General features: G+C 61.1%; 14 protein-coding genes. 6 read left to right on the forward strand and 8 right to left on the reverse strand.

Annotated features, from left to right (window positions below; all coding sequences use genetic code 11):
• The first annotated feature begins 74 nt into the window (after positions 1-74).
• Positions 75-1,775: an urease subunit alpha gene (ureC, locus tag V8689_RS26860; protein ID WP_056782782.1), complete on the forward strand. Its 1,701-nt coding sequence runs from the start codon at positions 75-77 to the stop codon at positions 1,773-1,775.
• Here the strand turns inward: ureC and V8689_RS26865 are convergent.
• The 3 genes from V8689_RS26865 to V8689_RS26875 all read right to left on the reverse strand — a co-directional run bounded on the left by V8689_RS26865 (position 1,772) and on the right by V8689_RS26875 (position 15,143).
• The gene (locus V8689_RS26865; RefSeq protein WP_056782781.1) at positions 1,772-6,943 is read right to left on the reverse strand and encodes a dermonecrotic toxin domain-containing protein; all 5,172 of its coding nucleotides are present in this window, start codon (positions 6,941-6,943) and stop codon (positions 1,772-1,774) included. The genes ureC and V8689_RS26865 overlap by 4 nt on opposite strands.
• 83 nt (positions 6,944-7,026) lie before the next feature.
• Positions 7,027-7,965, reverse strand: a complete 939-nt coding sequence (locus tag V8689_RS26870) for a DnaJ C-terminal domain-containing protein (protein WP_056782780.1) — start codon at positions 7,963-7,965, stop codon at positions 7,027-7,029.
• A 230-nt stretch (positions 7,966-8,195) separates the two neighbouring features.
• Positions 8,196-15,143 (reverse strand): NEL-type E3 ubiquitin ligase domain-containing protein, encoded by a 6,948-nt coding sequence (locus V8689_RS26875; RefSeq protein ID WP_056782779.1) that lies wholly within the window; start codon positions 15,141-15,143, stop codon positions 8,196-8,198.
• Between the two features lie 166 nt (positions 15,144-15,309).
• Here V8689_RS26875 and V8689_RS26880 point away from each other — a divergent pair, with 166 nt between their 5' ends.
• Positions 15,310-16,578, forward strand: coding sequence for an Hsp70 family protein (locus tag V8689_RS26880; protein WP_056782778.1), 1,269 nt, complete (start codon positions 15,310-15,312; stop codon positions 16,576-16,578).
• 611 nt (positions 16,579-17,189) lie between these two features.
• Here V8689_RS26880 and V8689_RS26885 read toward each other — a convergent pair.
• From V8689_RS26885 to V8689_RS26895, 3 genes are all read right to left on the reverse strand, one after another.
• On the reverse strand, positions 17,190-18,203 hold the full coding sequence (locus tag V8689_RS26885; protein ID WP_003188124.1) for an AI-2E family transporter: 1,014 nt from the start codon (positions 18,201-18,203) through the stop codon (positions 17,190-17,192).
• Positions 18,204-18,379: 176 nt separating this feature from the next.
• On the reverse strand, positions 18,380-18,679 hold the full coding sequence (locus tag V8689_RS26890; protein WP_056782777.1) for a PsiF family protein: 300 nt from the start codon (positions 18,677-18,679) through the stop codon (positions 18,380-18,382).
• 71 nt (positions 18,680-18,750) lie between these two features.
• Positions 18,751-19,539, reverse strand: coding sequence for an AraC family transcriptional regulator (locus tag V8689_RS26895; protein ID WP_150073422.1), 789 nt, complete (start codon positions 19,537-19,539; stop codon positions 18,751-18,753).
• A gap of 98 nt (positions 19,540-19,637) precedes the next feature.
• On the opposite strand from V8689_RS26895, the gene V8689_RS26900 reads away from it, so the two are divergent.
• Positions 19,638-20,525 carry a DMT family transporter gene (locus V8689_RS26900; RefSeq protein WP_150073421.1) on the forward strand — a complete coding sequence of 296 codons (888 nt, stop codon included), beginning with the start codon at positions 19,638-19,640 and terminating at the stop codon, positions 20,523-20,525.
• Positions 20,526-20,621: 96 nt separating this feature from the next.
• Here the strand turns inward: V8689_RS26900 and V8689_RS26905 are convergent, their stop codons facing one another.
• Positions 20,622-21,512: an esterase/lipase family protein gene (locus V8689_RS26905; protein ID WP_056782775.1), complete on the reverse strand. Its 891-nt coding sequence runs from the start codon at positions 21,510-21,512 to the stop codon at positions 20,622-20,624.
• Between the two features lie 176 nt (positions 21,513-21,688).
• Between V8689_RS26905 and V8689_RS26910 the strand changes: the two genes are divergently transcribed.
• Positions 21,689-22,219, forward strand: a complete 531-nt coding sequence (locus V8689_RS26910) for a ferritin-like domain-containing protein (RefSeq protein ID WP_003188119.1) — start codon at positions 21,689-21,691, stop codon at positions 22,217-22,219.
• Positions 22,220-22,332: 113 nt separating this feature from the next.
• On the opposite strand, the gene V8689_RS26915 is transcribed toward V8689_RS26910, so the two are convergent.
• Entirely contained in the window at positions 22,333-24,399 is a 2,067-nt protein-coding gene (locus tag V8689_RS26915; RefSeq protein ID WP_056782774.1) for an AsmA family protein, read from the reverse strand.
• A gap of 357 nt (positions 24,400-24,756) precedes the next feature.
• Here V8689_RS26915 and V8689_RS26920 point away from each other — a divergent pair, with 357 nt between their 5' ends.
• Both V8689_RS26920 and V8689_RS26925 read left to right on the forward strand, forming a co-directional pair.
• Positions 24,757-25,077, forward strand: coding sequence for a hypothetical protein (locus V8689_RS26920; RefSeq protein WP_003188116.1), 321 nt, complete (start codon positions 24,757-24,759; stop codon positions 25,075-25,077).
• A 151-nt stretch (positions 25,078-25,228) separates the two neighbouring features.
• Entirely contained in the window at positions 25,229-25,861 is a 633-nt protein-coding gene (locus tag V8689_RS26925; protein ID WP_003188114.1) for a TetR family transcriptional regulator, read from the forward strand.
• Positions 25,862-25,863: the final 2 nt, after the last annotated feature.

Raw genomic sequence — 25,863 nt, forward strand, 5'->3', positions numbered from 1 at the left:
ATGCAATCCCCTGTGGGAGCTGGCTTGCCTGCGAAGCGATTTCACATTCAACACCTATTCTTCAGGGCACACACATGAAAATCACCCGCCAAGCCTACGCCGACATGTACGGCCCCACCGTCGGTGACAAGGTGCGCCTGGCCGACACCGAACTGTTCGTCGAAGTGGAACAGGACTTCACCGTCTACGGCGAAGAGGTCAAATTCGGCGGCGGCAAGGTGATCCGCGACGGCCAGGGCCAGAGCCAATTGCTCGCCCATGAAGTGGTCGACACGCTGATCACCAACGCCTTGATCATCGACCACTGGGGCATCGTCAAGGCTGACGTCGGCTTGAAGAATGGCCGCATCCACGCGATTGGCAAAGCCGGCAACCCGGACATCCAGCCCGGCGTGACCATGGCCATCGGCGCCAGCACCGAAGTGATTGCCGGTGAAGGCATGATCCTCACCGCCGGCGGCATCGACTCCCACGTGCATTTCATTTGCCCACAGCAGATTGAAGAGGCCCTGACCAGCGGCGTCACCACCATGATCGGCGGCGGCACGGGGCCGGCCACCGGCACCAACGCCACCACCTGCACTTCCGGCCCGTGGCACCTTGCGCGGATGCTGCAGGCCAGCGATTCGTTCCCGATGAACATCGGTTTTACCGGCAAGGGCAACGCCAGTTTGCCCGAACCGCTGATCGAGCAGGTCAAGGCCGGTGCTATCGGCTTGAAGTTGCACGAAGACTGGGGCACCACCCCCGCGAGCATCGACAATTGCCTGAGCGTCGCCGATGCCTACGATGTGCAGGTGGCGATCCACAGTGACACCCTCAATGAGTCGGGCTTTGTCGAAACCACCCTCGCCGCGCTCAAGGGCCGCACCATTCACACGTACCACACCGAAGGCGCCGGTGGCGGCCACGCGCCGGATATCATCAAGGCCTGCGGTTTCCCCAATGTGCTGCCCAGCTCCACCAACCCGACGCGGCCGTTCACGCGCAACACCATCGACGAACACCTGGACATGTTGATGGTGTGCCACCACCTGGACCCGAGCATTGCCGAAGATGTGGCCTTCGCCGAGAGCCGCATCCGCCGCGAAACCATCGCCGCCGAAGACATCCTGCACGACCTCGGCGCGTTCTCGATGATCAGCTCCGACAGCCAGGCCATGGGCCGTGTCGGTGAGGTGATCACACGCACCTGGCAGACCGCCGACAAGATGAAAAAACAACGTGGCCCCCTGCCGGGCGACGGTGCGGGCAACGATAACTTCCGCGCCAAACGCTACATCGCCAAGTACACCATCAACCCGGCGATCACCCACGGCATCAGCCATATCGTCGGCTCCATCGAAGTCGGCAAATGGGCCGACCTGGTGCTGTGGCGCCCGGCGTTTTTCGGCATCAAGCCGACGCTGATCCTCAAGGGTGGCGCCATTGCTTCGAGCCTGATGGGCGACGCCAACGCCTCGATCCCCACACCGCAACCGGTGCATTACCGCCCCATGTTCGCCAGCTTCGGCAGTTCGCTGCACGCCACCAGCCTGACGTTTATCAGCCAGGCCGCGCAGGCGGCCGGACTGCCCGAGGCCCTGGGCCTGAAGAAACAGATCGCGGTGGTCAAGGGTTGCCGCGATGTGCAGAAAACCGACCTGATCCACAACGATTACCTGCCAGACATCGAGGTGGACCCGCAAACCTATCAGGTCAAGGCAGACGGTCAGTTGCTGTGGTGCGAACCGGCCGAGGTGTTGCCGATGGCCCAGCGGTACTTCCTGTTCTAGAGGATGGCGCTGATCGCCTGATCGGTCAGTGTCTGGTTCAAGGTGATCAGTTCGGCATTGATGCGGCCAAAAGTGTCGTCGTAGTCTTGCTGGGACATCAGTTGCCCCGGTTCACTTTCAGAAACCGGTCGGCCCAGGCGCTGGGCCGCCTGGCTGATGGTTCGACGCAGGGCTTGCCTCGCTTTCTCGGGGAAGTTGGCAGCCGCCGCCCATTGTTCCTGAGCGGCCTGATAGTCGATCAGGGCGTCGAATTTGTCGGCAATCGGCGCGTAGTCCGCTTGATGCGCACGCTGCAGGAAGTCGGTCCACATCGGCTGCTCCAGCAGGTTGTCACGCACCTGCGCGCCCTGATCCTGCAGCTGTACGCGCTGGAATGCCGCCTCCACCATCGGTGCCGTGACATAGTCCTCGCGAAACATCATGCTCCTGGATTGCCAAGGCAAGTCCAGCCGGGCGGCCAGCGGCACTGTATACGCCAGATAGATTTCGACTTCGTCGATATCGGCGATCACATTGCCGGCGCCATCGTAATGCTCAATCTGCTGGCCCTGGGCGTCGTACTCGGGAAACTTGGCGCCCTGCTGCAGCAATTCGGCGACTCGTGCATGGGCAATGCGCCCCAGCTCATCGAGGCGCCATTTACCCCTGGCCAGGTTGAACACAGCCCTGCGCACGGCATCGACATCCTCGCTGAAATAGGCCGAGCGATGCAGCACGGCAACGCCCATCGAATTGAACAACTGCGCCCCGGCGTCCACGCAGGCCGCGGGGTCCCGGGCCATCAGGAATAACTGCTCGCGCAATTCGGCGTCTTCGCCCATCGCCTCAAGCATGCGCCAGACCTTGGCAGTCAGTTCCGGCAACCAGACGCCGCCCCTGGCTGTCGCGTCCCCGGAGTTTCTGACGGTACGAAGAATATCGAAAAAGCCCTCAGAGCCAAACGACCCTTCCAGCATGTCCCATAGCTTTTGCCTGGAGGGCCATTCCCGCGCCGAATAACCGGTTTTCCACTGCTCGCTGTCGAGCGCGCCCCTCTTCGGCAATTGGCGATCCGGGTCCCGGCCGGCGGCCTCGATGTACCGCTTGAATTGAGCAAGCAGCCCAGGCGTCAGCTCTTCACGGGTGAGTAACGTTGTCGCCACAATCAGTGCCTTATCCGAGCCCGGCGCAAACTCGGGAAGCCGCGCTATCGGGTTCTGCCGCATATCCAGGATGAAATGTTCCGGCCTGGGCAAACGGAACACACTGGCAGGCCACTCCTGCAGGCTTGTGCCATTGAGCAGCAAGGTCTGTAAGCGCGGCATGCGACCGACATCGGGTGGCAAGCCGAGTGGGTTCATCTCCAGGAATAACTCTTTGAGGTGCACCCGATCTTTCAAGCGCAGGACGTCTTCGGGCGTCAGGACAATATCGTTGCCGCCCAAATGCAACCGCTGCAAATGCGGCATCTGTTCGATGGCTGAAGGCAGGCGTGTCAGTTGAGCGCCTTCGATCCCCAATCGACGCAATCCGCGAAAGTTGGCGAGCAGTGGCTGCACATCCGCATCCGTCAGCGCCGAGCCTTCGGTGCCCACAATGCCCAAGTAGCTCACATGGTCGAAGTTTGCAGTCAGTGCGGGCAAGGTTCGCAGTTGCTGTGCCAGGTCTTCTTCCAACCATTCGATTTTCTGCCCCAAAAGGCGTCCATTTCGATCGTAGTGCCCTGGGCCTACCTTTTTCCAGGCGTCATCCAGCGCCGCATAAATCTTGCGCCTTACCCTCAGCACCTGGCGATACTCGTCACCGAAGGGCTCCAAGCTCTGGGGCGGCGTACTCAGCCATTGATGCAACGTGGATTGCAGGGTTCTGTATTCTTGCTCCAACGCATTCAGCCAGCTCAGATCCTGCGCCCGGTGCTCGTTGATCAGGGCGAGCATTTCCTCCAGGGTGATTGCCGGGTACAGGCTGCGGATCCGCTCGCGCATGATTTTTTCCGACTGTGTGCCACCCCGCCCGCTCAATGGATAGCCGCGACGATCGCCCGGCAACCTGCTCGGCGGTCGAAAAAACGCCAGTTTTTCCGGCGACATGCCCAAGGCTTTGCGCAACGGTGCGCGGCCTATTGCATGCTGCTTGATCAGCCCCTTCAGTTGCTCACCCTGGCCGACATGGGGCAGGCCAATCGCGTTGCGGTGGGCGTCCGTCAACGCATGCTGCAAGGCGCCGTAGAAACCATTGAGCCCATGCAGGTGCTGGCCGCGCTCATCGAAGGCTTGGTAGCGGCCATCCTCCATGCGCGCCAGCACCTTGCGATTGCTCGCCTCCGGGGGGCCAAAGCTGGCACGCAGTGGGCCTTCAAACCGGCCTTCGCGCACTTCCAGGCGCAGATTGTCCGACCAGCCGGGAAGCGCCGGCAGGGTGTTAAGGGCCAGGGTTTCGGTGTCCGGCCCGGCCAACGCATCAAGGTACAAGCCCTCATACGCGAGGGTCAGGCGCATTTGCTGCTGCGCCCGGCGCGCCTTCTGGGCCAGGCGCAGCGGGATGCGCTTGGCGCTGTTCAGGGTGTCGCGCTCGGTCGGCGTTGCGTCTGCCAGCACTTCGCGCGCCAGGATCGTCGGCACACCGCTGAAGTCGCGCTGAATCAGCATGGTCGCGGTGTCGGACGGTGGTTGCTGCTCGACGTAAATACTCTTCATCAAGCGTTCGCGCACGTCCACGGCCCGCTGTTCCAGCTTCAACTGCAGGGCCTTGGTTCGCGCCTCGGGTGTACGGAGGGTGTAACTGCCCACCAACGCATCGCGCTGAGGTTCGCTGAACGCTTCGATAATGCGCCGGGGCAACTGACCGCCCATCAATTCGCCACGGTGGATTTGCACGGTGTCCGCCGCCGTTGCCTGACGATTGCCGTACTTGATCGACGGCCCGCTCAACTCGGTGCCAGCAAAGGCCTCGATCGCCTTGCTCGCCGGCCACCCCGGCAACTCCACCGCCAGGGATGCGGCGTAGCTGCACAGTGCGCTGCTGAGCGAGCCCTGGCGTATGCCCTCGGCGACGCTCACCGCATCGCGATACGCCCTGAACTGGCGCAGGGTGTCGAGCAAAATCGCCGGTACCGGTTCGCCCTGCGCGTGCACGCGGCGCAGCACCGCCTCACTCACATCCGCTACGCTGCGCACCTGCTCCAGTTCGGCATCGCTGAACCCCTGTGTCATCGGGCCCAGGCGTCGCATCAACGTGGTGCCTTCCCAGGTGTGCGGGCGTTCCACTTCATGGTTCCAGAGACCAGTGCCGTTGCTCTTCAATATCGGTTGATAGGCCTCGGCGCGCGTGGGATGCAGGATGCGGTATTGCTCGGTCAGCGGGTCTTGTTGCACGGCATAGCGTTTACCTTCCAAGGGCAGCACGGTCTGGCCGTTGTGCCGATGCAGGCCCTGTTCATCCGCTGCCACTGAAGGTAGGGACGCGGTGTGCTCATAGGCCGACAAGTCGGGTTTCCACAACCGTGTCTTGCCACTGGGCAGGGTGACGGCCTTGAGCTGCTCGATAAACGGCGACACCGTGAAGTGCACCACGGCGGCCTGCACCGCCAGCGTCGCGAGGTTTTCCACCACGTCGGTGATGTGCGCCCAACCCTCTTCGCGGTCGCCTTCGCTCAGCTCGATAACACCGTCGATAACTTCGTAGAGCATTTGCCCGGCCATCGCCACGGCCATCACCACGCCCAGCGGCGGCACCGCCATGGCCACCAGGTTGAGGCCGAACAGGCCAATGCTCATGTAATGCGCAGCGCGCAGTGAACGCGAGGCCTCATCGACATCGGCGGTGCTCACCGCACGATGCCGGGCATTCTCGAACAGGCGGGCACGCAAGCTGCCCAGGCGATAAGTCCACAAGTCCGCAACTTGCCAAAGGTCAACGAGGGTGTGCGCGCGGATGTTGAACTCAGGGGCGCTGACAGGTACGCGCACCCGAGGTTGTGGCTCCCCCAGCGCTGAAGGCGTGGAGAAGGACGGAGACGTGAGCAAGCGCCCCCATTCCGATCGCAGCGCCTGTGCGCCGAACGGCTGGGGAGGTGCGTCCAGCACCACTTCGGTCAGCCGTTTGTAGTAGTACGCGCGGTCTTTGTCGGCAACGAACCGGGCAAAAAAATGCTGATTGGGCGTAGCCTTCCAGCCTTGGGAACGGTCAGTTTCCTGGGTGATTTTCGCGCTCAGGCGCTCGGTCAACTCCTTGCGAAAGTCGTTGAAGGTTTCATAACGTTTGATGGGATGGTCGGGGTCATCGGGAATATAAACGATGACCCAGCAGGTGTAGCCAGGCTTGGCGCAAGTGTCGATGACCAGGCAATCGTGCACATGCAGGTTCATCAGGCTCAGGCTGCGATACCCAATGGGCTTACCGTCGCTGAGGATGTGTTTTTCCCCGGCCGCCACCCGCATCAGCAGCGCGTGGTCGTTGTCGTCAATGTCGCCCTTGAGCAACGCCAGGTACGCGGCCGCCTTGAAAGCGGCTTTCTGGTGCCGGGTATAACGCTCACGCAGTTCGGCCTGGGACTTGGCATCGTGAGGTTTCAACTGCGCCCGCAGGTGAGCCTGGTATTGCTTGCCCAGGTCCAGGTCTCGGCACAGTTGAGTGAACGCATGAATCTTCAGGGTCGTGGTGTGGCGCTCGAAAAGACCGCGCACGTCCGGTTGGGTGATGAAACCTGAGGCACTGTCGAGATAGCCCTCTCGCGTCTCGCGTTGCTCGAAGTTGCCGAGGGCAGCGTGGAGCAGGGAGAACGTTTTGACCCTGAAGCCAGCGGTCTTCACGCCAAAGGCATCTTCGACCGGTACATACAGGCGCAACCAGGTTTGATTGACGTCCAGCTCGTGGCCGATAGCCTTTAGTTTGGCTTCCAACAAGGGTTGGGCAAATGCTTGCTCCGAGCGTATATGACTGAAGGTTTTTTCCAGTTCGTTGAGCGAATCGCAACGGGCGTCCAGCAGCACCTTGAGCTGATCTTTGCGCGCCTGAGAAGCGGCGTCATACCAGCGGGGAATGGCCGGCGGCGTGTCTTTGAGGGCCTTGCGACGGGAGGGCGAACTGTTGACCAGGCAAGTGGGGATCGCCTGTTTGATCAGTTCGTAATGCTGGCCCTGCTCACCCGGAAGCGGGGTGGCGGGGTCGGTGACCTGAAAGTCCGGCATGGGATGACAACCTTTTCTGGGAAGAGGTTGTCATCCTAGGCACGCCGTTTTTGCCGCTGGCGCTAACTAAATCAATGACCCGTTCAGAACTGCTCGCGCGGGTTGAACGCAGCCTTTTGCGCCAGGGCCTCCCACAATGCCTTGACCTCATCATCCGCTGCCTTGGGCATGACGGCCTTGAGCTGGATGAACAGATAGCCGCGTTGCCCGGCCTTGTTCAACAAGCCATGACCCTTGGCGCGCATGCGCTGGCCGTTCTGGCTACCCGCTGGCACCTTGAGGTTGATCTTGCCAGTGAGGGTCGGCACGGCCACTTCCGCGCCCAACGCCAACTCCCAGGGTGCCAGCGGCAGGTTGATGATCAGGTTTTCGCCGTCCACCTCGAACTTGGGGTGGGGCGCAAACTTGATGATCAGGTACAAATCACCATTGGCCCCGCCACCGATGCCGGGCGCGCCCTGGGCCTTGAGGCGAATGCGCTCGCCATCGGCCACACCGGCCGGGATCTTCACGTTCAGGCTTTTGGTGGTATTGCTCACATGCCGACCGGAGGCATCGTATTGCGGCACCTGGAAGCTGATCTGCTTGGACTCGGTGGACAGGGTTTCCTCCAGGGAAACCGTGAGGTGCATCTCCACGTCCTGGCCCTTGCGCCCGGTAGGACGGCGCTGGCCGCCACCGAAAGCATCGCCGCGCGAGCCGAAGATCGAACTGAAAAAGTCCGAAAAGTCGCCCGCGTCCTGGCCGCCACCAAAGCCGCCACGGCTCTGCCAGCCCGGCGGCCCCTGGAACGGCTGGCCATGCTGGCCATATTTGCGCAGTTCATCGTATTCGGCGCGTTTGTCGGCACTTTTCAGCGCTTCATAGGCCTCGGACGCATCCTTGAACTTGGCTTCGGCATCCTTTTCCTTGCTGACGTCCGGGTGATATTTACGCGCCAGCTTGCGATAAGCCGACTTGATCTCCTTGTCGTCAGCCGTCGGTTCGACACCGAGAATCTTGTAGTAGTCTTTGAAATCCATGGGGGCATCACCATCCGTTATCGATATCGCGCAGCCCGCCACACGGCACACCATGGCTGGCAGCCTGGGAATTGATGTCAGGGCGCGTCATAAGTTAAGCGGCGGCACACAGGTTCAATGAAATGGCTGTGTACCGCCTGGATATGCCCACAAGATTGGGGCAAAACGCGGTCTTTCAAGATGCGATACCGCTATTTACGACGACGGACGGGTTACCGACCTGAGTAGGATCAAGCGAACAGCTTTTTTATCATCCCCTCGGTGTATTGGTAGTCCATTCGCAGTTCGGTGCCCGCGGCGATATCTTCAGTGGCGAAAAGGGTGTTGAGGATGAACGGCTTGCGCTTTATCTGCGCCCCCGGCCCCATGCCCAGCCACATGTCGGCCTCAACATCAAACCCCACTGTCTCGACGTTATAGCCACCTGGCGCCTGGCGCAGCGGCTTGCCGTTTTCGTCATATTCAAAGTGGGTGTTTATTCGCGACAGAATATTGTCCCCCGACAAATGAATCGGCACTTCCATCAAAACGTTACCCTCGGCGACCTTCTGGCTGCCCACCTTCATGGTGTAGGTCTGGCCGCCCTCGCCGAAGATCCCCGATGGCAGTACGGTGCCGCCGTATACGCCGACGATTTCCCCTTTGGCGATACGCCGGTTGGCCACCACCATGGACTGGCCGATCAACGCCTTTTCGCCAGGCACTTTCACATCCTGCGCCGTGAACGTGCGCAGTTGCAGTTGCGCTTCATAGCGTGCACCGACGTGCTCATACCCTTCGAACTGGATGTAGGGTTTGACCTGCGCGGAGCTGTATTGCACGCCGGAATCCAAGGTCACCTGCCTCTCCAGGGTTCGGATACGGATCGGCCTGCCCTGGTAATCCCTGAGTGGGTACTTGCCGTTGTTGGCGCGGATGTAACTGCCGACCGGATTAGGGTTGGCCGTAAAGTGCACTTCCCGGCGCATGTAACTGAGTTCGGCCGTTGTATAGGGCTTGACCGGCATGGATTCCGACGCGTCGACAAACTCATCGTCAGACCCCGGCTGCACCATTCCGCCCGCCAGGCCTCGACGCCGCCACACGCCATTGACGTCAGGCTTGGCGACGATTGCGCTGCTGGTCAGCCGCAAGGGGTTATCCGCCGCTTGTACCCATAACACGTAATGCTCGCCATCACCCGCATCGGGCATGCTCGCCACGAAGTAGCGCTTGCCATTGAAGTCGACGGCTTGTGCCTGGGACAGTTGCAAGCCGTTGCCATCGCTGTCCACCAACACTTCAAGGCTCGCTGTCGGCACCAGCGCCTGCGCCACTTCATCGCGGCTCAAGCGTTCGATCAATTGTGCTTCTTCAATCTCGAACTGCGCCTGCAATGCCTTGACCTTGGTGTCGTAGGTTGCACGGGGCAGCGTCCCGGCCTCGAAGTCGCGCTGCAAGGCTTCCATTTGTTCGTGATGGGGTTCGTTCTGTGCTTCAAACTGCGCACGATATTTATTCGCCACATAGTCTTTCCAGAAGTCTCTGGCGAGCATGGCTTGCAACTCCTGGGCGGAGTTATCCAGGCTGAGCACCCGTTGGTAGGCCGCATCAAGCATGGCCTGGGTCACATTGCCGAAATGGGCAAACCGGGCCTGCTGCGGTTGGCCGGGCAATTCAAGGCGATCCTTGAGCCCATGGCGATACGCCATGCGCACCTCCACCTCTTCCACGGCCCTCAAGGCGCTCTCTCGTTGGGCGGGGGTCAAGCCCTCACGCGCGTTGATCGCGGCCCTGCGCTGGTCGATATCCTCCAAGGCGATCTTTTCCAGCTCATCGAGACGGAACAGCCCCTTGGACAGCTTCAGCAGGGCCGCACCCTGGGTCGAGTCCAAAGCGAGTGCCTTGGCGTTGTAGGTCATCAGCAGGATCTCCAGGTTGCTGAAGGTCAACGCCGCCCGGTCACAGCAGGCCGCCCGCCCCGCCCACTCGAACATTTCCTTGCGCAACTGCTCGGACTCATTGCTGTTTTGCGTGATGCCATCGATCACCTCCCAGATGCGGCGCTGCAAATCTTCACGCCCGGCGGGCGCTATTTCCAGGTCCCGGAGCACTTCAAAGAAACCGTCCGAACCCGGTAACGCACGCAGGGTGGACCACTGGAGCCGGCGCTGCGCCAACTGCTCAGTGGAAAAGCCCGTGGACCAGCGCCGAAACGGAGCATCCGCGCCAGCCAGCACCACCGGGCCATCCACCGCACTCGTCACGCTGGCGACCAATCGATTGGCTGCTCGCTCGGTGGCGGTGAGCCGGTCGCCGTAGGCGCTGATGCGTTGTCGTGTATCGGCGGACAGCGGGTTCAGGCTCAGATCGGTTACCCGGGTGACCCGCAGTGTCTGTTCCAACTGCTCGTCCGACGGGGCGATCAGCGCATCGGGCAAGGTGGAAATATTGTTGCCTCGCAGGTACACCATGTCCAACAGGGGGAGTTCGTCCAAGCCGGTAGGCCACGTTTCGAGGCCGGTGGCCCCCATGCCCAACGAGTGCAGATTGGTCATTTGGCTGAAGTCCGGCGCCCTACCCAGGGGGTTTGAATTGAGTACCAGAGCCTTGAGCGTGGTGCGTGACGAGAGTATCGCCGCCGAATCGGCAGTCAGGCGGATCCGGTTGTTTTGCAGGGACAAGCGGGTCAAGCCATGCATCTGCCCGACCGCCGGCGGTAACTCACGCAACTGGTTCTTGGACAAATCGAGCCAGCGCACCCCGCGAAAACGCGCGAGGAACCCTTCTGGCGAGGTTCGAAGGTTCATATTGCTCAGTTTGAGCGAACCCACATGGCTGAAATCCGCGTCCAGGTCAGGCAGGCTCGGCAGGTTCAGATCACTGAGGTTCAAATCCAGGCCGAAAGGTTCGCCATCATTGGTGAGCTGTTGCGGTGTTTCTTGCCTCCAGCAGCGCAAGATGCGGTCCCAGGCCTGGTGGCGGTCACGCAAAGACCCGGCGTCATTGGCACGCTCGCCAACACGCACATAGCGCTGGCGCTCACCACCGCCTGAGAACAGCCACCCGTTCAACTGCCGGAGCAGCACAGAATGCTCTTGCCAGAGGCGGTTGAGCTGCGCCTCGGCCCCTTCACCCCAGGACCAGATAAGCGCCCTGGCCTTCTGCACGGAGTACTCGGGGTACATGTACTGCACCTTCTCGATGCGCGGGTTTTTACTGTCGAAAGCGCCCTCCAGTGCCCCTTGCAACAGGTCGGGTCGAGACTGGGCCAGGTCCTGCCAGTACTTATCGAAGGTTTTCCAGTAATCGGGGGGGAAGCGATTATTATCAAGCAAGGTGACATTGTTGATCCGTGCCACGGTTTCCAGTTGACCCGCGGGCGGCACCAGGTTGTCTTGCGGTACCTGTTGCAGACGGTTTTGACGCAGGTCGAGACGCTCCAGCCCGGCCTGTTCTCTCAACCCCGAGGGCCACCGCTCGATGCGCGTCCTATACAGATTCAGCTCTCTTAAATGGGGCATGCCACTGAAGTCTGGGGTTACGCCCAGCGGATTACTCGACAGGTCGAGCACTTGCAGCGCATTGAGATTACTTACCAAGCCCGCGCTATGTTCAGTCAACTGCAAGCCGTTATCGTGCAGCTTCAACGCAGTGAGCTGCTTCATGTCGCCAATCACCGCAGGCAGCTCGGTCATTTCGGCCCCGGTGATGCTCAGGCTGTTCAACTCGGTAAAGTTTTCGAGGAACAACGCACTGGAATGCCCACCCCATTTGACATTCGACACCACCAATTCATGGACATGGTCGAAGCCTCCTTTTATGGCGGGCAAATCCACCCCATAGAGGTTGTCCCTGGGCAGGCGAATGTGCAGTTGGCTCCCGGTCTCACGGCGCCAGCAGCGTTTGATCTCTTCGCTCACACGCCACTCCTCGCTGTAAGGGGCCAAGGCCCGCGGCCCCTTAGCTTGCGCCCAGACCTTCAAGGTTTTTTTCAGGGTGCGGTACTCCAACTCACGGCGGCTCAACTCGCCCCGCACGTCTTCCCCCAGCGATTCAATGAACGCCGTGACCTGCTCGTCGCTGAAGGTTGGAAACAAGCGCCGTACCCGCTCCGCCGGGGAGCGGAGCACATTCCCCGCCGTCCTTAACAACTGGCGCACCCCAGGCGCGCCGCCCAACAGCCTGGCCATCGGATCGTAGTCAGGCTTGCGCAGCGGGTTATCCTCCAGCACCGTGCGCAACGGCTCTCGCGGTAACGGGCTGCGTTGAATCGCCTGCTTGAGTTCAACGGCACTGCTCAAGCCCAGGCGCTGGCGTTCATCGAGCGCCAATTGTTCCCAGATAGCGCTGTAGAAATCGCCGGGCATGGAGGCTTGGAAGTCGCCGCTTTCCAGCAGCACCAGTGTGCGTTTATGCGGAAAGTCAGGCGAGCCGATGGCATCCAGCACCGTGCCTTCAGCCGAATACTGACGCAGCTCGATGCGCGAACCCCGGTGCCAGCCCGGCAGGGTTTCCAGGGTGCGCAAGGCCAGGCGCTGGCTGTCCAGGTGCGTCTGGGTGTCCAGGTGCAACCCTTCGTAGGCACGGGCCACCCGGGTTTCCTGGGCACACCATCGGGCTTGCGTGGCCAGGGGCTCGGGCAAGCGACGGGTGCTGCGAAAGGCCTGCAACTGATCGGTCGTCGCCCCTTGCAGCACACGCTCGGCGACCGGTGCGGGCAAGGCCGGGTAGGTATCCAGCAGACGTTGTACATCGGCATCGGGCGCAGGGTTCAGCGCTTGGTAGCGCTGTTCCAGCAACGGCCCCTTGAGGCTGTCAACGGCATCGCCGAGATAGTGGCGCAGCTTGCCGGCGCGCACCTCCAGCGACTCCTCGGGGCTGCCGGGAAACTCCTTGAGCAGCGGGTCGACACCCTGCAACGTATACAACAACTCGCGCAGCAAACCGCCCCGGGCCATGGCGCTTTCGGTCACCACCATCACACGCTTGCGGACTGACGCCGGTGCATCGGCAGTCTCCCAGAGCACCTCCCCCTGAGGGCCGATAACCTTGAGCGCCATGTCGTCGGGCAACAGGCCACGGCGTTGAAGCAGGTCAAATTGCAGCTTGGGTTCGGCTTTCGAGTACACCAAGGGGTCACTGCTTCTGATGCGCTCGGCAAAGGTGGTGAGCTGCTGGTGCAGTTCAAAGCGTTTGAGCGTGTCTTCCAGCAACCACGGCAACGGCTCGTGATGGACCGCGGCCTGGCGCAACACGTCGGTGTCGACACCGCTGATGCGCAGCGGGTCCGCCTGATCGCCAAGCCCCAGGCGCTTGAGCAAGGTCGGTTCATCCCAGGTCAGCGGTTCTTCCAGCTCATGGCTCCATACCCCGTTGTGGTTGTGTTCCAGCTCTGGGGTATAAGCGCCGGAGCGGGTCGGGTGCTGAATGCGGTAATCGCCGGTGAGGGGGTCTTGCTTGACCTGATAATGGGCGTCCTCGAATGCCACCAGTTGCTGCCCGTCATGCTCGTACAGGCCCAGCGCGTTGGCCTTGGCCTCGGGCGCCGGTTTGACGGGCGATTCGTAGGGCGCCAGGTCAGGGTTCCACAGCACCTGCTTGCCGGACGGCATCGTCACAGGTTTGAGATGCTCCACCGCGCTTTGCCATTTGACGGCTGGCAACACTTTGGCGCCGGTGGCAATAAACGCCACGTTCAACGCCACCGAGGCAAAATGCGCCCACATTTGGCGTGGCTCGCCTTCCCCATAAGCCTCTATTCCTTCAAAGACCTCGTAGCACATCTGCGACGCGCCCACGGCCAGCATGATCGGCCCCAACCCTGGCACCACGAAGGCCGCCAGGTTGAACACGCTGACAGCGGCGTCGAAAAACCCTTCCAGACGCTCCAGCCGCGCCTTGCGGTCCTCGTCCTCGGTGGGTACGGCCACGGCCCGCGCATCACTCAAAATCTTGCGGATATGTGCCTGCCGACTGCGTTGCCAGAGGTCACCACTGAGCAGGAAGCCGTCCATGGGCAAACGCACCAACGAGGTACGCAGCGGATAATCGGCCCCACCGTTGTCGCTATCGGCTGGCTGGTACAACCGGTTGAAACGCGCGAAAAAACCGCCTTGCTCGCGCACTGGCACAAAGCGGCTGAAAAAGCGTCGGTAGGATGCGCTGTGCAAGCGCATGCGCAGGTCGACCATGAACTCGCCACTGGAGGCGTACTCCTTGACCGGCTGTTGCGGGTCGCCGGGTATGTACACCACCAGTGGCTCGGTACGGTCCGAACGTTCACGGTCTGGCCCGATCAGCAGCGGCCCCACCAGCACGCTGTCCAGTACCTTGAGGGCGGCGTAGGTGACCGGCTTGCCCGCCAGCTTCGGCGTGCCGGAACCGGCCACCACCTGTTTGAGCATCTGGTAGGCATCGGCGCTCAACGCGCCGTTTAACTGCAACCGGGCGATCTCGATGCTCAGCGCCAGTTGCTGGCGTTGATGCTCCTCAAGCAATTGCTCCAGCGCCTCGCGCTCTTGGGCGGCGTCGGGTTCGACCACCGCCTTGATGTGCTTCTGGTATTGCGCGCCGAGGTCCAGGGAGCGGCACAGCTTGGCAAATTCATGGGGTTTGATCGCCACCGCGTGGGCGCTGACGGCGGCGAATGTCGCAATGATGTGGGGGTTATCGGGATTCCAGCGGGTAATGAGTTGGCAATCGATGCACGGCGATGGCTGTTCTTCATCGGCCTCGAAATTGGCCAAAGCCGCTTCCAGCAGGGATGTACCACGGTAGGTGTAGGTCAGGCTGGGGTCGTTTTGCTGCTCAAAAACAAAGGCCCCGTAGAAATCGTCGCGAGCACCTTTGTAGGCGTATTTGCGCACGAGGAACACATTGCGTACATCCAACTCCAGGTTGAACTGCTTTTTGATCGCGTCCTTGAGCGGCTGCTCGGCGAAGGCCAGGATGTCGTCGATCTGGCCAAGATGCTCTTCGATTGAATTGAGGGTTTCGCGAAAACGTGTGTGCTGCTCGGCCAGGGTGGTTTTGTCTTGGTGAGTCGCGGCCAGGTACCAGGAAGGAATGTCCATCTCGTGCTGGCCCAGCTCTTCCTGGCGCTGGGTGGTGCCGTCCAGGAACCAGCTTGGCACGCGTTGTTTGAGGAAGTCGTAGTGCACGCCGCGCAGGTCGGCGGTAAAGGTTGCATCAGGCATAGCGGTTCATCCGTGAGCGGTAAAACCGCAGCCTAGCCAAACCCCGGCAGGTTCAAGACGTAGCTATGTAGCGCGAATGCCGGTGGATTTACGGATCACCGGTCTACGCATCCGCGCGCCAGTGACATACACTGCGCGGCCGTTTTTTGCCCGGAACCTGTGAGACATGAAAAACGCATCCCCAGCCCGTGCCTGCGGCATCGACTTCGGCACGTCCAACTCCACCGTCGGCTGGATCCGCCCCGGCGAGGAGACGCTGATCGCGCTGGAGGACGACAAGATCACCCTGCCGTCAGTGGTGTTCTTCAACTTCGAGGAGCGCCGCCCGGTATACGGTCGCCTGGCGCTGCACGAATACCTGGAGAACTACGAAGGCCGCCTGATGCGCTCGCTCAAGAGCCTGCTGGGTTCCAAGCTGATCAAGCACGACACCAGCGTGCTCGGCACTGCGATGCCCTTCACCGACCTGCTGGCACTGTTTATCGGCCAGCTCAAGAGCCGCGCCGAAGCCAACGCCGGCCGTGAGTTCGAAGAAGTGGTGCTGGGCCGCCCGGTGTTCTTCGTCGATGACGACCCGATGGCCGACCAGGAAGCAGAAAACACCCTGGTGGACGTGGCGCGCAAGATCGGCTTCAAGGACATCTCCTTCCAGTACGAACCGATTGCTGCTGCCTTCGACTACGAGTCCACCATCACCAAAGAAGAGCTGGTGCTGATCGTCGACATCGGCGGTGGTACCTCCGACTTCTCCCTGGTGCGCCTGTCGCCGGAGCGTCGTCACAACGACAACCGCCAGAGCGACATCCTCGCCACCGGCGGCGTACACATCGGCGGTACCGACTTCGACAAACAACTCAGCCTGCAAGGCATGATGCCGCTGTTCGGCTACGGCAGCCGCATGAAAAGCGGCGCCTACATGCCCACCAGCCACCACATGAACCTGGCCACCTGGCACACCATCAACTCGGTGTACTCACAAAAATCCCAGCTGGCCCTGGGCAGCATGCGCTACGACATCGAAGACACCGGCGGCATCGACCGCCTGTTCAAACTGATCGAACAGCGCGCCGGGCACTGGTTGGCCATGGAAGTGGAAGAAACCAAGATCCAGCTCACCCAACAAGACAGCCGCCACGTGCCGCTGGACCGCATCGAAGCCGGCCTGAGCGTAGACCTGAGCCGCGCACTGTTCGAGTCGTCCATCGACAGCTTGCTGGAACGTGTACGCGGCAGCGTCACGCAGTTGCTCAACGACGCCTCGGTGAGCGTGGCGCAGGTGGACACCGTGTTCTTCACCGGCGGCTCCAGCGGCATCCCGGCACTGCGCCACAGCATCTCGGCAATGCTGCCGAATGCGCGGCATGTGGAAGGCAATATCTTCGGCAGTATTGGCAGTGGTTTGGCGATTGAGGCAAGCAAGCGTTACGGTTGCTGAGTTTTAGCTGACACCGTGGCGCGCCCCTCCGACGGTAACCACGATGCGAAGCGAGCCGCTCTTGATCTTGATCTGCTTTTGATCTTAGGCGCCCCGTTAAACCACGCTGGCCGAACGCAGGCTTGAATTCGTGGGTAACCCGGCAGGACGCCGGGTTAGCCGCCCCGCGCCATGGATGGCGCGTGGCGGCGGCCCACGGATTCAAGCCTGCGTTCGGGCACACCGAGCGTGAGCGAGGTGCCGAGTGGTGGGGCAAGAGCCCTTTGGTTACTTTGGGGCTTTTCCAAAGTGACCCGCCGTCAGGGCGGAACCCTAAGCGGCCGTTACCGCAGCAATGGATATACACACAATCCAACTGCGTTAACTGCCAGGCCGCCTTCGCGAGCAAGCCCGCTCCCACAGTTTGATCGCAGGGCGTCAGATAGACAGGGGCCGGCTGTGAGGCCGTCATCGCAGGCAAGCCAGCTCACACAGTTGGATCGTTGGGGTGTCAGGTAGATAAGCTTCGGCTGGCAGGCCGTCATCGCAGGCAAGCCAGCTCCCACAGGTGATCGCATTTCAATGTGGGAGCGGGCTTGCCCGCGATGGCGTCAGCCCAGGCCACACAAGGCCTAAACCATCCCCCCGAGCTTCAGCTCGCTTTTGAGATAGGCATAGTAAATCGGCCCCGCCACCACCCCCGGCAAGCCGAACGCCGCCTCAAACACCAGCATCGCCAACAACAATTCCCACGACTTGGCACTGATCTGCCCGCCGACGATTCGCGCGTTGAGGAAGTACTCGACCTTGTGGATGACGATCAAATACCCCAGCGCCGCCACCGCCACCCAGATCGACAGCGACAGCGCCACGATGGTGATCAGCGTGTTGGAGATCAGGTTGCCGATCACCGGCAGCAGGCCAAGCAGGAAGGTCAGCACGATCAGAGTCTTGGTCAACGGCAGGTGGATGCCACACAACGGCAGCACCACCGCCAGGAATACCGCGGTGAAGGCCGTGTTCAGCGCGGCGATCTTGATCTGGGCAAAAACGATGTTGCGAAACGCCTGGACCAGCAGGTGCAGGCGATCGAACAGCGCCGCGGCCAAGGGTTTGCGCTTGGTCAAGTCGGGCACACGCTGCAAGGCGATGATCGCACCCAGCACCATGCCGATCAGCAAGGTGACGAACATGTGGGCGGCGTCTTTGCCGACCAGTTGCAGTTCGCTCAGGTGCTTGCTCAGCCAATCGCCAATAGCCACGCGAAACTCCGCGGCGCTGGCGGGCAGGTAAGCGTCGATGGACGGCGGCAATTGGCCGCGCGCGCGGTCGACCACGCCCATGAATTTATCCAGGGACGCCCCGGGGTTTTCCGCTTCGTGGAGCAGGAAGCTGATGGCGCCGGCGAAGATCAAGGCCAGCACGCTGACGATCAGGGTGCCCAGCAAGGCCACCGCCAGCCAGCGCGCGCGCCGGCCTTCGATCAGGCGTTGCAGTTGAGGGGTGAGCATGTTGACCAGCTCATAGACCAACAGACCGGCCAGCAGGCTGGGCAGCAATTTCAGCGGCAGTACCAGCAGCAACCCGCCGAAAATGATGATGTAGCTGGACAGCAACAACACATGACGCTGAGAAAACGTTGGCATACAGCCTCAAAACAAACGGCGTTGAAGGATGTTGTAGGAGCGAGCTTGCTCGCGAAAAACGCAAGAGCGCCTCGTTTAGTCAGGGCGCCCGTGTGATCGTTCACGTTTTCGCGAGCAAGCTCGCTCCTACAAAGGGGCTGTGTGCGAGTGTCGCAGCCTTCTATGGCCCGGGGCTATTATTTCTTCAGGCAGGTGCTCATGAAAGTTTTGCGCGCGTCACCGGCCAAGGCTTGGGTTTTCGCCGACGCATTGCAGTCTTTCATCTTCTGCTGCTGCGGGGTCAGGGTCTTGGCGTCGTTGGCGGCAGGTGCCGACAGGCAGGTCTTCATGAAAGTCTTGCGCTCATCGCCCTTGAGCGTCTTGGTGGTAGCTTCGGCATTGCAGGTGGTCATTTTGTTCTGCTGGGCAGTGGCGGCAAAACCCTGGGAACACATCAGCAGGCCCATCATCAACAACGGAATACGCAGCATCTTCATGGAGTTTTCTCCCTGTTACCGTGCCGACGGGCACGGCCTACAGCGCAGTGTAGTCAAAACCTGTTACAACTTCACCGGCCACGAATATTCGCCCGCCGGTATTGCTCCGGCGTGCAGCCGGCGTGGCGCTGGAACATCGCGATAAACGCCGAGGCGGTGCTATAGCCCAGATCAAACGCCACGTGTTGCACGCTGCGGTCGCTGTCCAGCGCTTCGATGGCCGCCAGGTAGCGCAGGCGCTGGCGCCATTCGCCAAAGCTTATGCCCAGCTCGCGCACGAACTGGCGCGCCAGGGTGCGCTCGCTCACATGCACCTGCTCGGCCCACTGCGCCAGCGGGCGGTTGTCTCCCGGCGCGGCCTGCATGCCCTCCAAGACCCCTAGCAACCCAGGGTGGCGGGCATAGGGCAGGAAGCAGTCGTGGACCGGCGCCAGCTTGAGCTGGTCAACCAGCACTTGGGCCAGGCGAATGTCAGCATCGGTGCGCGGTGCATTGACATCGCGCAGGGCGAAATCCTTGAGGATCGCCTTGAGAATGTCGCTGATGGCCAACGTGCAAGGCTGCTGCGGCAACTGCTCGCACAGCTGCGGCGCCAGGCCCACGGAGTGGTAGACAATCGCCTCGGCATTGTAGGAGCTGTGCTCGGTATGCGGCGGCACCCACACCGCGTACTGTGGTGGCGACATGAAGCGATTGCCCGCCACTTGCATGCGCATCACGCCGCTGGCCGAGTAATCCAGCGAGCCCCAGGTGTGCTGGTGCGGGGTGCATTCGGTGTCCGGGGCAAAATCGGAATACCGAAAGTACACCGGGCTTGGCAGGCGGGCGAAATCGGGCAGGCGTACGGTGTGTCGGGACATGTTGTCTGGATTCAACGCTCAGTTGTCTGGATCGCAGTATAGGCTTCGATCCAGACAGAGGATAATCCTGCCTCGTCAACACACTGGGTTTCTTTTCAATGCAATACGCGTATCCACTGCTGGCCATCTTTATCTGGGCCGGCAACACCGTGGTCAACAAATTGGCCGTGGGCTCGATCTTTCCGGCTGAAATCGGCTTTTATCGCTGGCTGTTCGCAGCGTTGCTGTTCACGCCGTTCATGCTCAAACCGGTGGTCGCCCACTGGCCGCAGATCCGCCCCAACCTGGGCAAGATCTTTATCCTCGGCGTGCTCGGCATGGCGGTATATCAAAGCCTGGCTTACTACGCCGCGACGCTGACCAGCGCCACCAACATGGGCATCATCCTGTCGCTGATGCCGTTGATGGCGTTGACCGCCGCGATCATCAGCCTTGGCCAACGCCTGACCTTTGGCGCCTTGACCGGCGCGGTGCTGTCGTTCGCGGGTGTCGTGGTAGTGGTGTCGGCCGGCAGCCTGGGCGTGCTGCTGCAACATGGGGTCAACCTGGGCGACGGCATGATGCTGATTGCCACGCTGGCCTACGCGGTCTACAGCACCCTGCTGAAAAAGTGGCAGCTGCGCCTGCCGCCGTTGGTGCTCCTGTATTTGCAGGTGCTGGTGGCGGTGGTGGTGCTGTTTCCGCTGTACCTGTTCTCGGCCAAGGCAGGGCTGGGTTGGGCGAATATTCCGCTGGTGCTGTATGCGTGCCTGCTGGCGTCGATGCTGGCGCCGTTGGCGTGGATGCACTCGGTGAAGACACTGGGGCCAAGCCGTACCACGCTGTTTTTCAACCTGCTGCCGTTGATTACCGCGCTGATTGCCGCGCTGGTGCTCAAGGAAGAGCTGGCGCTGTATCACTTGGTGGGCGGTTTGCTGACCTTGGGTGGGGTGATTTTGTCGGAGCGTTGGACCACGCCGGTTGGCCGCAGGGTCAGTGTGGCCTGAGCCATCGCTATCGCAGGCAAGCCAGCTCCCACAGGGGAATGCATTCCAAAGGTGGGAGCTGGCTTGCCTGCGAAGAACGATAACGCGGTTCCCCGATTAAACCCCGGCCGCCTTCAGCCGCCGGGCATGCTCGACAAACAAGCGGATCGGCTCAGCCCCCTTGCCCACCAGCCCCAGGGATTGGTTGACGATATCGAAGTGGTCCAGGGCGTAGTCATCGCCGATCACCGTGCCCAGGTGTGAGCTGTAACGCCCGACCAGGCCGTCACACTGACCCTTCTCCCGCACAAAGCTGCGGGCGAACCAGCGGCAGCTGCGATTTGTCCCATCCAGCAAGTTGCGCCCGCGGTCGGTCTTGCCCGGCTGCAAGGTGCCGGACCACGAGTAATAGCGCACGCCATTGACCTCCTCCACTCCCTGCCCACCCCATTCCTGAGGCAACCCCTGGGGATATTGGCGATTGAACAGCGCCACACCCGCGCTGGTCAGGGACTGGTGCGAGGCCGGCAGATCGGCCTTGAAGCGCGGCCCGCGATAGCCGGTTTCCAGCAGGCCCATCACCCAGGCTGCCAAGTGAAACGCTGCGCTCATCAGCCGACCTTTAACGCTGTCGACCGGGTAATGGGTGTGGATATGATCGGCCAGCTCCGAGCCATGATTGGGCCCGGCCACCGAGGTCACCGAGGCCACCCATTGCGGGCGCGTGGCTGCCGCATAGCGAGCGGTGAGCGAGCCCTGGCTATGCCCGATCAGGTTGACCTTGTCGGCGCCCGTCTCGCGCAAAATCCGCTCGATCTGCACCAGCAACTGCTCACCGCGCACCTCGCTGGAATTCAGCGGCGCGACCTGCACGGCAAACACCTGCGCCCCGCCAGCCCGCAGCGCCGGGACGATGCCGTACCAGTAAGGGAACCACCCCAGGCGTACAAAACCCAGCATGCCGGGCACCAATACCAAGGGGTAACGTGTAGCTAACGACTGCGGCATGGGTCGAACGTCCTTGATCAAGACGGAATAAAGTCAGGCTAGCCCACGCCCACGACCAGAAGATGACACCCGCTGGCAAATCCAATAAAACTTTTTGCTCCGCCCAGGACTCACACCTGATAACGACCTCGCCGGCAGAGCGTGGCGTACAACCGGATTAGCCCCAGGAGATTGAAATGACTCAAGCACAATTGACTGACGTTGCAACCCTGCGCAGCCGCGCCCGCCAGAACGTCGAAAACGGCGCCGTGACCGAAGGCTACGACGCCGATCGCGAAGAAATCATTCGCCTGCTCAACGAGTCGCTGGCCACCGAACTGGTCTGCGTGCTGCGCTACAAGCGTCACTACTTCATGGCCAACGGTCTCAAGGCCAGCGTGGCTGCCGATGAGTTCCTGGAACATGCCACCCAGGAAGCCGAGCACGCCGACAAACTGGCCGAACGCATCGTGCAGCTGGGCGGCGAGCCGGAGTTCAACCCCGACCTGCTGTCGAAGAACTCCCATGCGCAATACGTGGCAGGCAACACCTTGAAGGAAATGGTCTACGAAGACCTGGTGGCCGAGCGGATCGCGGTAGACAGCTACCGCGAGATCATCCAGTACATCGGTGACAAAGACCCGACTACCCGTCGCATCTTCGAAGACATCCTGGCTCAGGAAGAAGAACACGCCGACGATATGGCGGATATTCTGCAGGACCTGTAATCACTAACACTGCAACACCCCACTGTGGGAGCGGGCTTGCCCGCGATAGCGTCGGATCAGTTGATAAATCATTGACTGATACTCCGCTATCGCGGGCAAGCCCGCTCCCACAGTTACTTAACAGTTTTTGGCGCCTTGCCTTCCTTCATCTGTTGCAGCAACGGTGCGCACTCATTGGGCTCACCACCGCTTGGGGCCACCAAGGCGAGCAAGCCGGCGGCCGGCCCGGCAATCACACCCAGAGCAACCATGCCGGCACCGCGCAGGGCCAGCGGGATGGCCTTCACGCCGGCATTGGGCTTGATAAACGGCCCGTTGACGTACAGCGGTGAACGCAGGGAGAACAGGCGAAAGCCCTTGGATTCCGGCGTAATGGTCAGGTCCAACTGCTCAGTGGCCATATTCGCGGTGCCATCGATGTAGATGATCGCGTTCTCGGTATCGAACACAAACAGCCGCGTGGTCGCCAGGCCCGTCTTGATGCCAAAGTCCGCCGCTGCGCAGTTGATCTTCACTTCCTCGTCGCCGAACAGGCGGCCCACCACGTAGTTACCGACGTTGAGCCCGGCGATTTCCATCAGGCTACGGCTGATGGCGCCATCGTTGATGAGCATTTTCAGGTCGCCGTTGGACGTGCCCAACAGTGCCGCCACCGAGTTACCGCGCCCGGTAATATCGGCATCGCCGTTGAGTTCACCAAAGCTGGTTTTCATCGGCTCGAAGGTGGGGAACAACTGCTTGAGTTTGAAGTTACGCGCCGTGAGTTTGGCGCGGCCCTCCATCGGTGTGGTGCGGCCGTTCAAGCGAATCTGCGCATCGAGTTTGCCACCGGCCACGCCGAAGCGCAGGGGTTCGAGGCTCAGTTGGCCGTCGTTGAGTACCAGGTGGGTGTAGAGGTCGGTAAAGGGCAAATCGGCACTGTGCACGATGCGCTTGCCGGTGAACTCGACGTCAGCATCCATATCGTGCCAACGCTCGGTGCGGAACTCTTCAACCGGCAGCACTTTGGTCGCCGGCTGTTTGCTTTCACCACCACGGGCTTTTTGCTTGGCATTTGAGTCCGCGCCGATCAAAGGCGCCAAGTCGTCCATCAGCAGTTGGTTGGACACCAGCGCGCCACTGAGCTTGGGCCGTGGCTGGCTGGCGACATAGGCTAGGTCGCCGTGGATGTCGCTGTTGCCGATCTTGCCGTTGAAGTTCTCGTAGCGGAAGGAGGCGCCGCTGGCTTCATGCAGTTTGGCGATCAGGTGACCGTCGGTGGAATAGGCCGGCGAGTCCGGCAGGGTCACGCCGGTCAGCGGGTACAGGTTGCCCAGGCTGCTGCCCGACAGTTTCAGGCGCAGGTCCAGCGCGCCGAGGTTCAGCGGGTCGGTCAGGGTGCCGGCCAGCGCGATGCTGGTGTCCGCGATCTTGACCTGGGCTTGCAGCGGGAACGGCTTGGCCGCGTCCTGCAAGGCCAGCAAGCCACCGATCTTGCCCGTACCCGCAAGCTTCTGCCCGTGGTACTGGCCTTTGACCTTGAGGCCGAACGCGTAGTCCTGGGGCGCCGAGCCTTTTTCCAGGGCCTTCTTGGCATCGGCGTCGCCGACGATTTCGCCGAAGGGGATCGGCTTGCCCAGCGGATCGATGATCACATCCAGCTGGGTCTTGAGGCTTTGATCGTCGAGGGTCACATGGCCTTTGTCGAAACCGATGGCGCCAATGTCCACCACCCAGTTGGACGGTTCGGCATTGGGGTCCTTGGGGTCAAACTTGAAGGTCCAGTTGGCGCGGCCATCCGCCAGGCGCTGCAACTGGGCACTGGGTTCGGTGAGGTCGATGCGCGGGATCACCACACGCTGCACCAGCAAGGCCAGGAGCGATATGCGCAGCTCAACCTTCTTGAGCGTGACCATCTGCGGTTGTTTCGACCAATCGGGGTTACCCAGGGTCAGGTCTTCGGCAATCACATGGGGCCACGGCACCCAGGCGCGCCAGCCGCCTTCATCGGGCTCACGCTGCCACACCACGGCGAGGTTGCCGTTAATGGCGAACGGGCGATGCAGTTCTTCGGAGACCTTGGCATTGAGGGGCGGCTTGATGCGGTTCCAGTCGAAGAACACCAACACCAGTACCACGATGGCCATTAACAGAACGAAGCTGGCGCAGCTCCAAGCGACAATTTTACGAGTGCGCGTCATTGCACAGGACTCCTGAATACGACTGGCTGGGCAACAGCCTTTTAAACAGCTTATAGGACTACGACTGGCAAAGTGCCTGGGGGTTTAACGCAACGGCGGATTTAGCCGAAAAAAGCGATTTTCCTGATCAACCAGACAATTTCCCCCATCGATGACGCACCATTGTTACCCAGGTTCGTGTCGAAAATACCCACATCGGTGCAAAGCCGCGGCCTTGAGAGGCTCGGTCTAGAGCCTCCGGCGAGAACAATCAATTCTGTTGATTATTACCATTGTGTTTATGAACTTTTATATCGACTTATCAAGGGTAACATTAGCCCTGTACCCACTTTATCGCCCTCCCAAGGAGCAACCATCATGAAACGCCAATTACTCGCTACCGTTCTGTTATCTGTCCTGGCTTCCAGCGCTTTTGCCCTGCCAGCCGCTGAACAGGCCACCCCACAGAACAAAGCCCAAGCCGTGCAAACCAGCCAAACCGTAGCTCGCAGCGGTTCGCAAGAAGACGAAAACCGTGACTACGCCAAAGGCGCCGTGGCTGAAAATGGCTACAACCGCCTGCAAGAGAAAGGTCTGGTTGAAGGCGGTGCTGAACAAGCCAACAAACGCGCCTACACCGAAGGCGTTGCTGAAGGCGGTGCCGACCGTCTGCAAGAACTGCATCAAGCACAGAGCTAAGCCTGTGGTGGCCCAGAAAAAAGCCCGATCTGCCGATCGGGCTTTTGCTTTTATATAGACCGCGTCACGCCCCGCCCCTGCCAAGTTCGACGCCGGCAAAGCGCTTTTGCTAGAGTGCGTCGCTGTACTTGCCGACAAAGCTCATCCGCTCATGCTGCCCCGCGCCGAACAAAAGCAACAAACCCGCCTCGCCCTGATGGACGCAGCCCGCCATCTGATGGAGTGTGGCCGTGGGTTTGGCAGCCTGAGCCTGCGCGAAGTGGCCAAGACCGCGGGTATCGTGCCCACCGGTTTCTATCGCCATTTCGCCGATATGGACCAGCTCGGGCTGGTATTGGTCAGCGAAGTCGGCCAGACCTTTCGCGCCACGATCCGCCTGGTGCGCCATAACGAATTCGTGATGGGCGGCATCATCGATGCCTCGGTGCGCATCTTTCTCGATGTGGTCTCGGCCAACCGTTCGCAATTTCTGTTTTTGGCCCGCGAACAGTACGGCGGCTGCCTGGCCGTGCGCCAAGCCATCGCCGCCCTGCGCGAAGACATCACCCGCGACCTGGCCGCCGACCTGACGTTGATGCCCAAGTTGCAGCACCTGGATGCGGAAGGTTTGCATGTGATGGCCGACCTGATCGTCAAGAGCGTGTTCGCCACCCTGCCCGATATCATCGACCCACCGGCCCACGCTTTGCCGGCCCACCTCACGCCCCAGGCGAAGATCACCCAGCAACTGCGCTTTATCTTTATCGGCCTCAAGCATTGGCAAGGGCTGGGCAGCACCGAATAAAG

This window comes from Pseudomonas sp. AK181 (assembly GCF_051122975.1).
Classification (GTDB): Bacteria; Pseudomonadota; Gammaproteobacteria; order Pseudomonadales; family Pseudomonadaceae; genus Aquipseudomonas; species Aquipseudomonas lactis.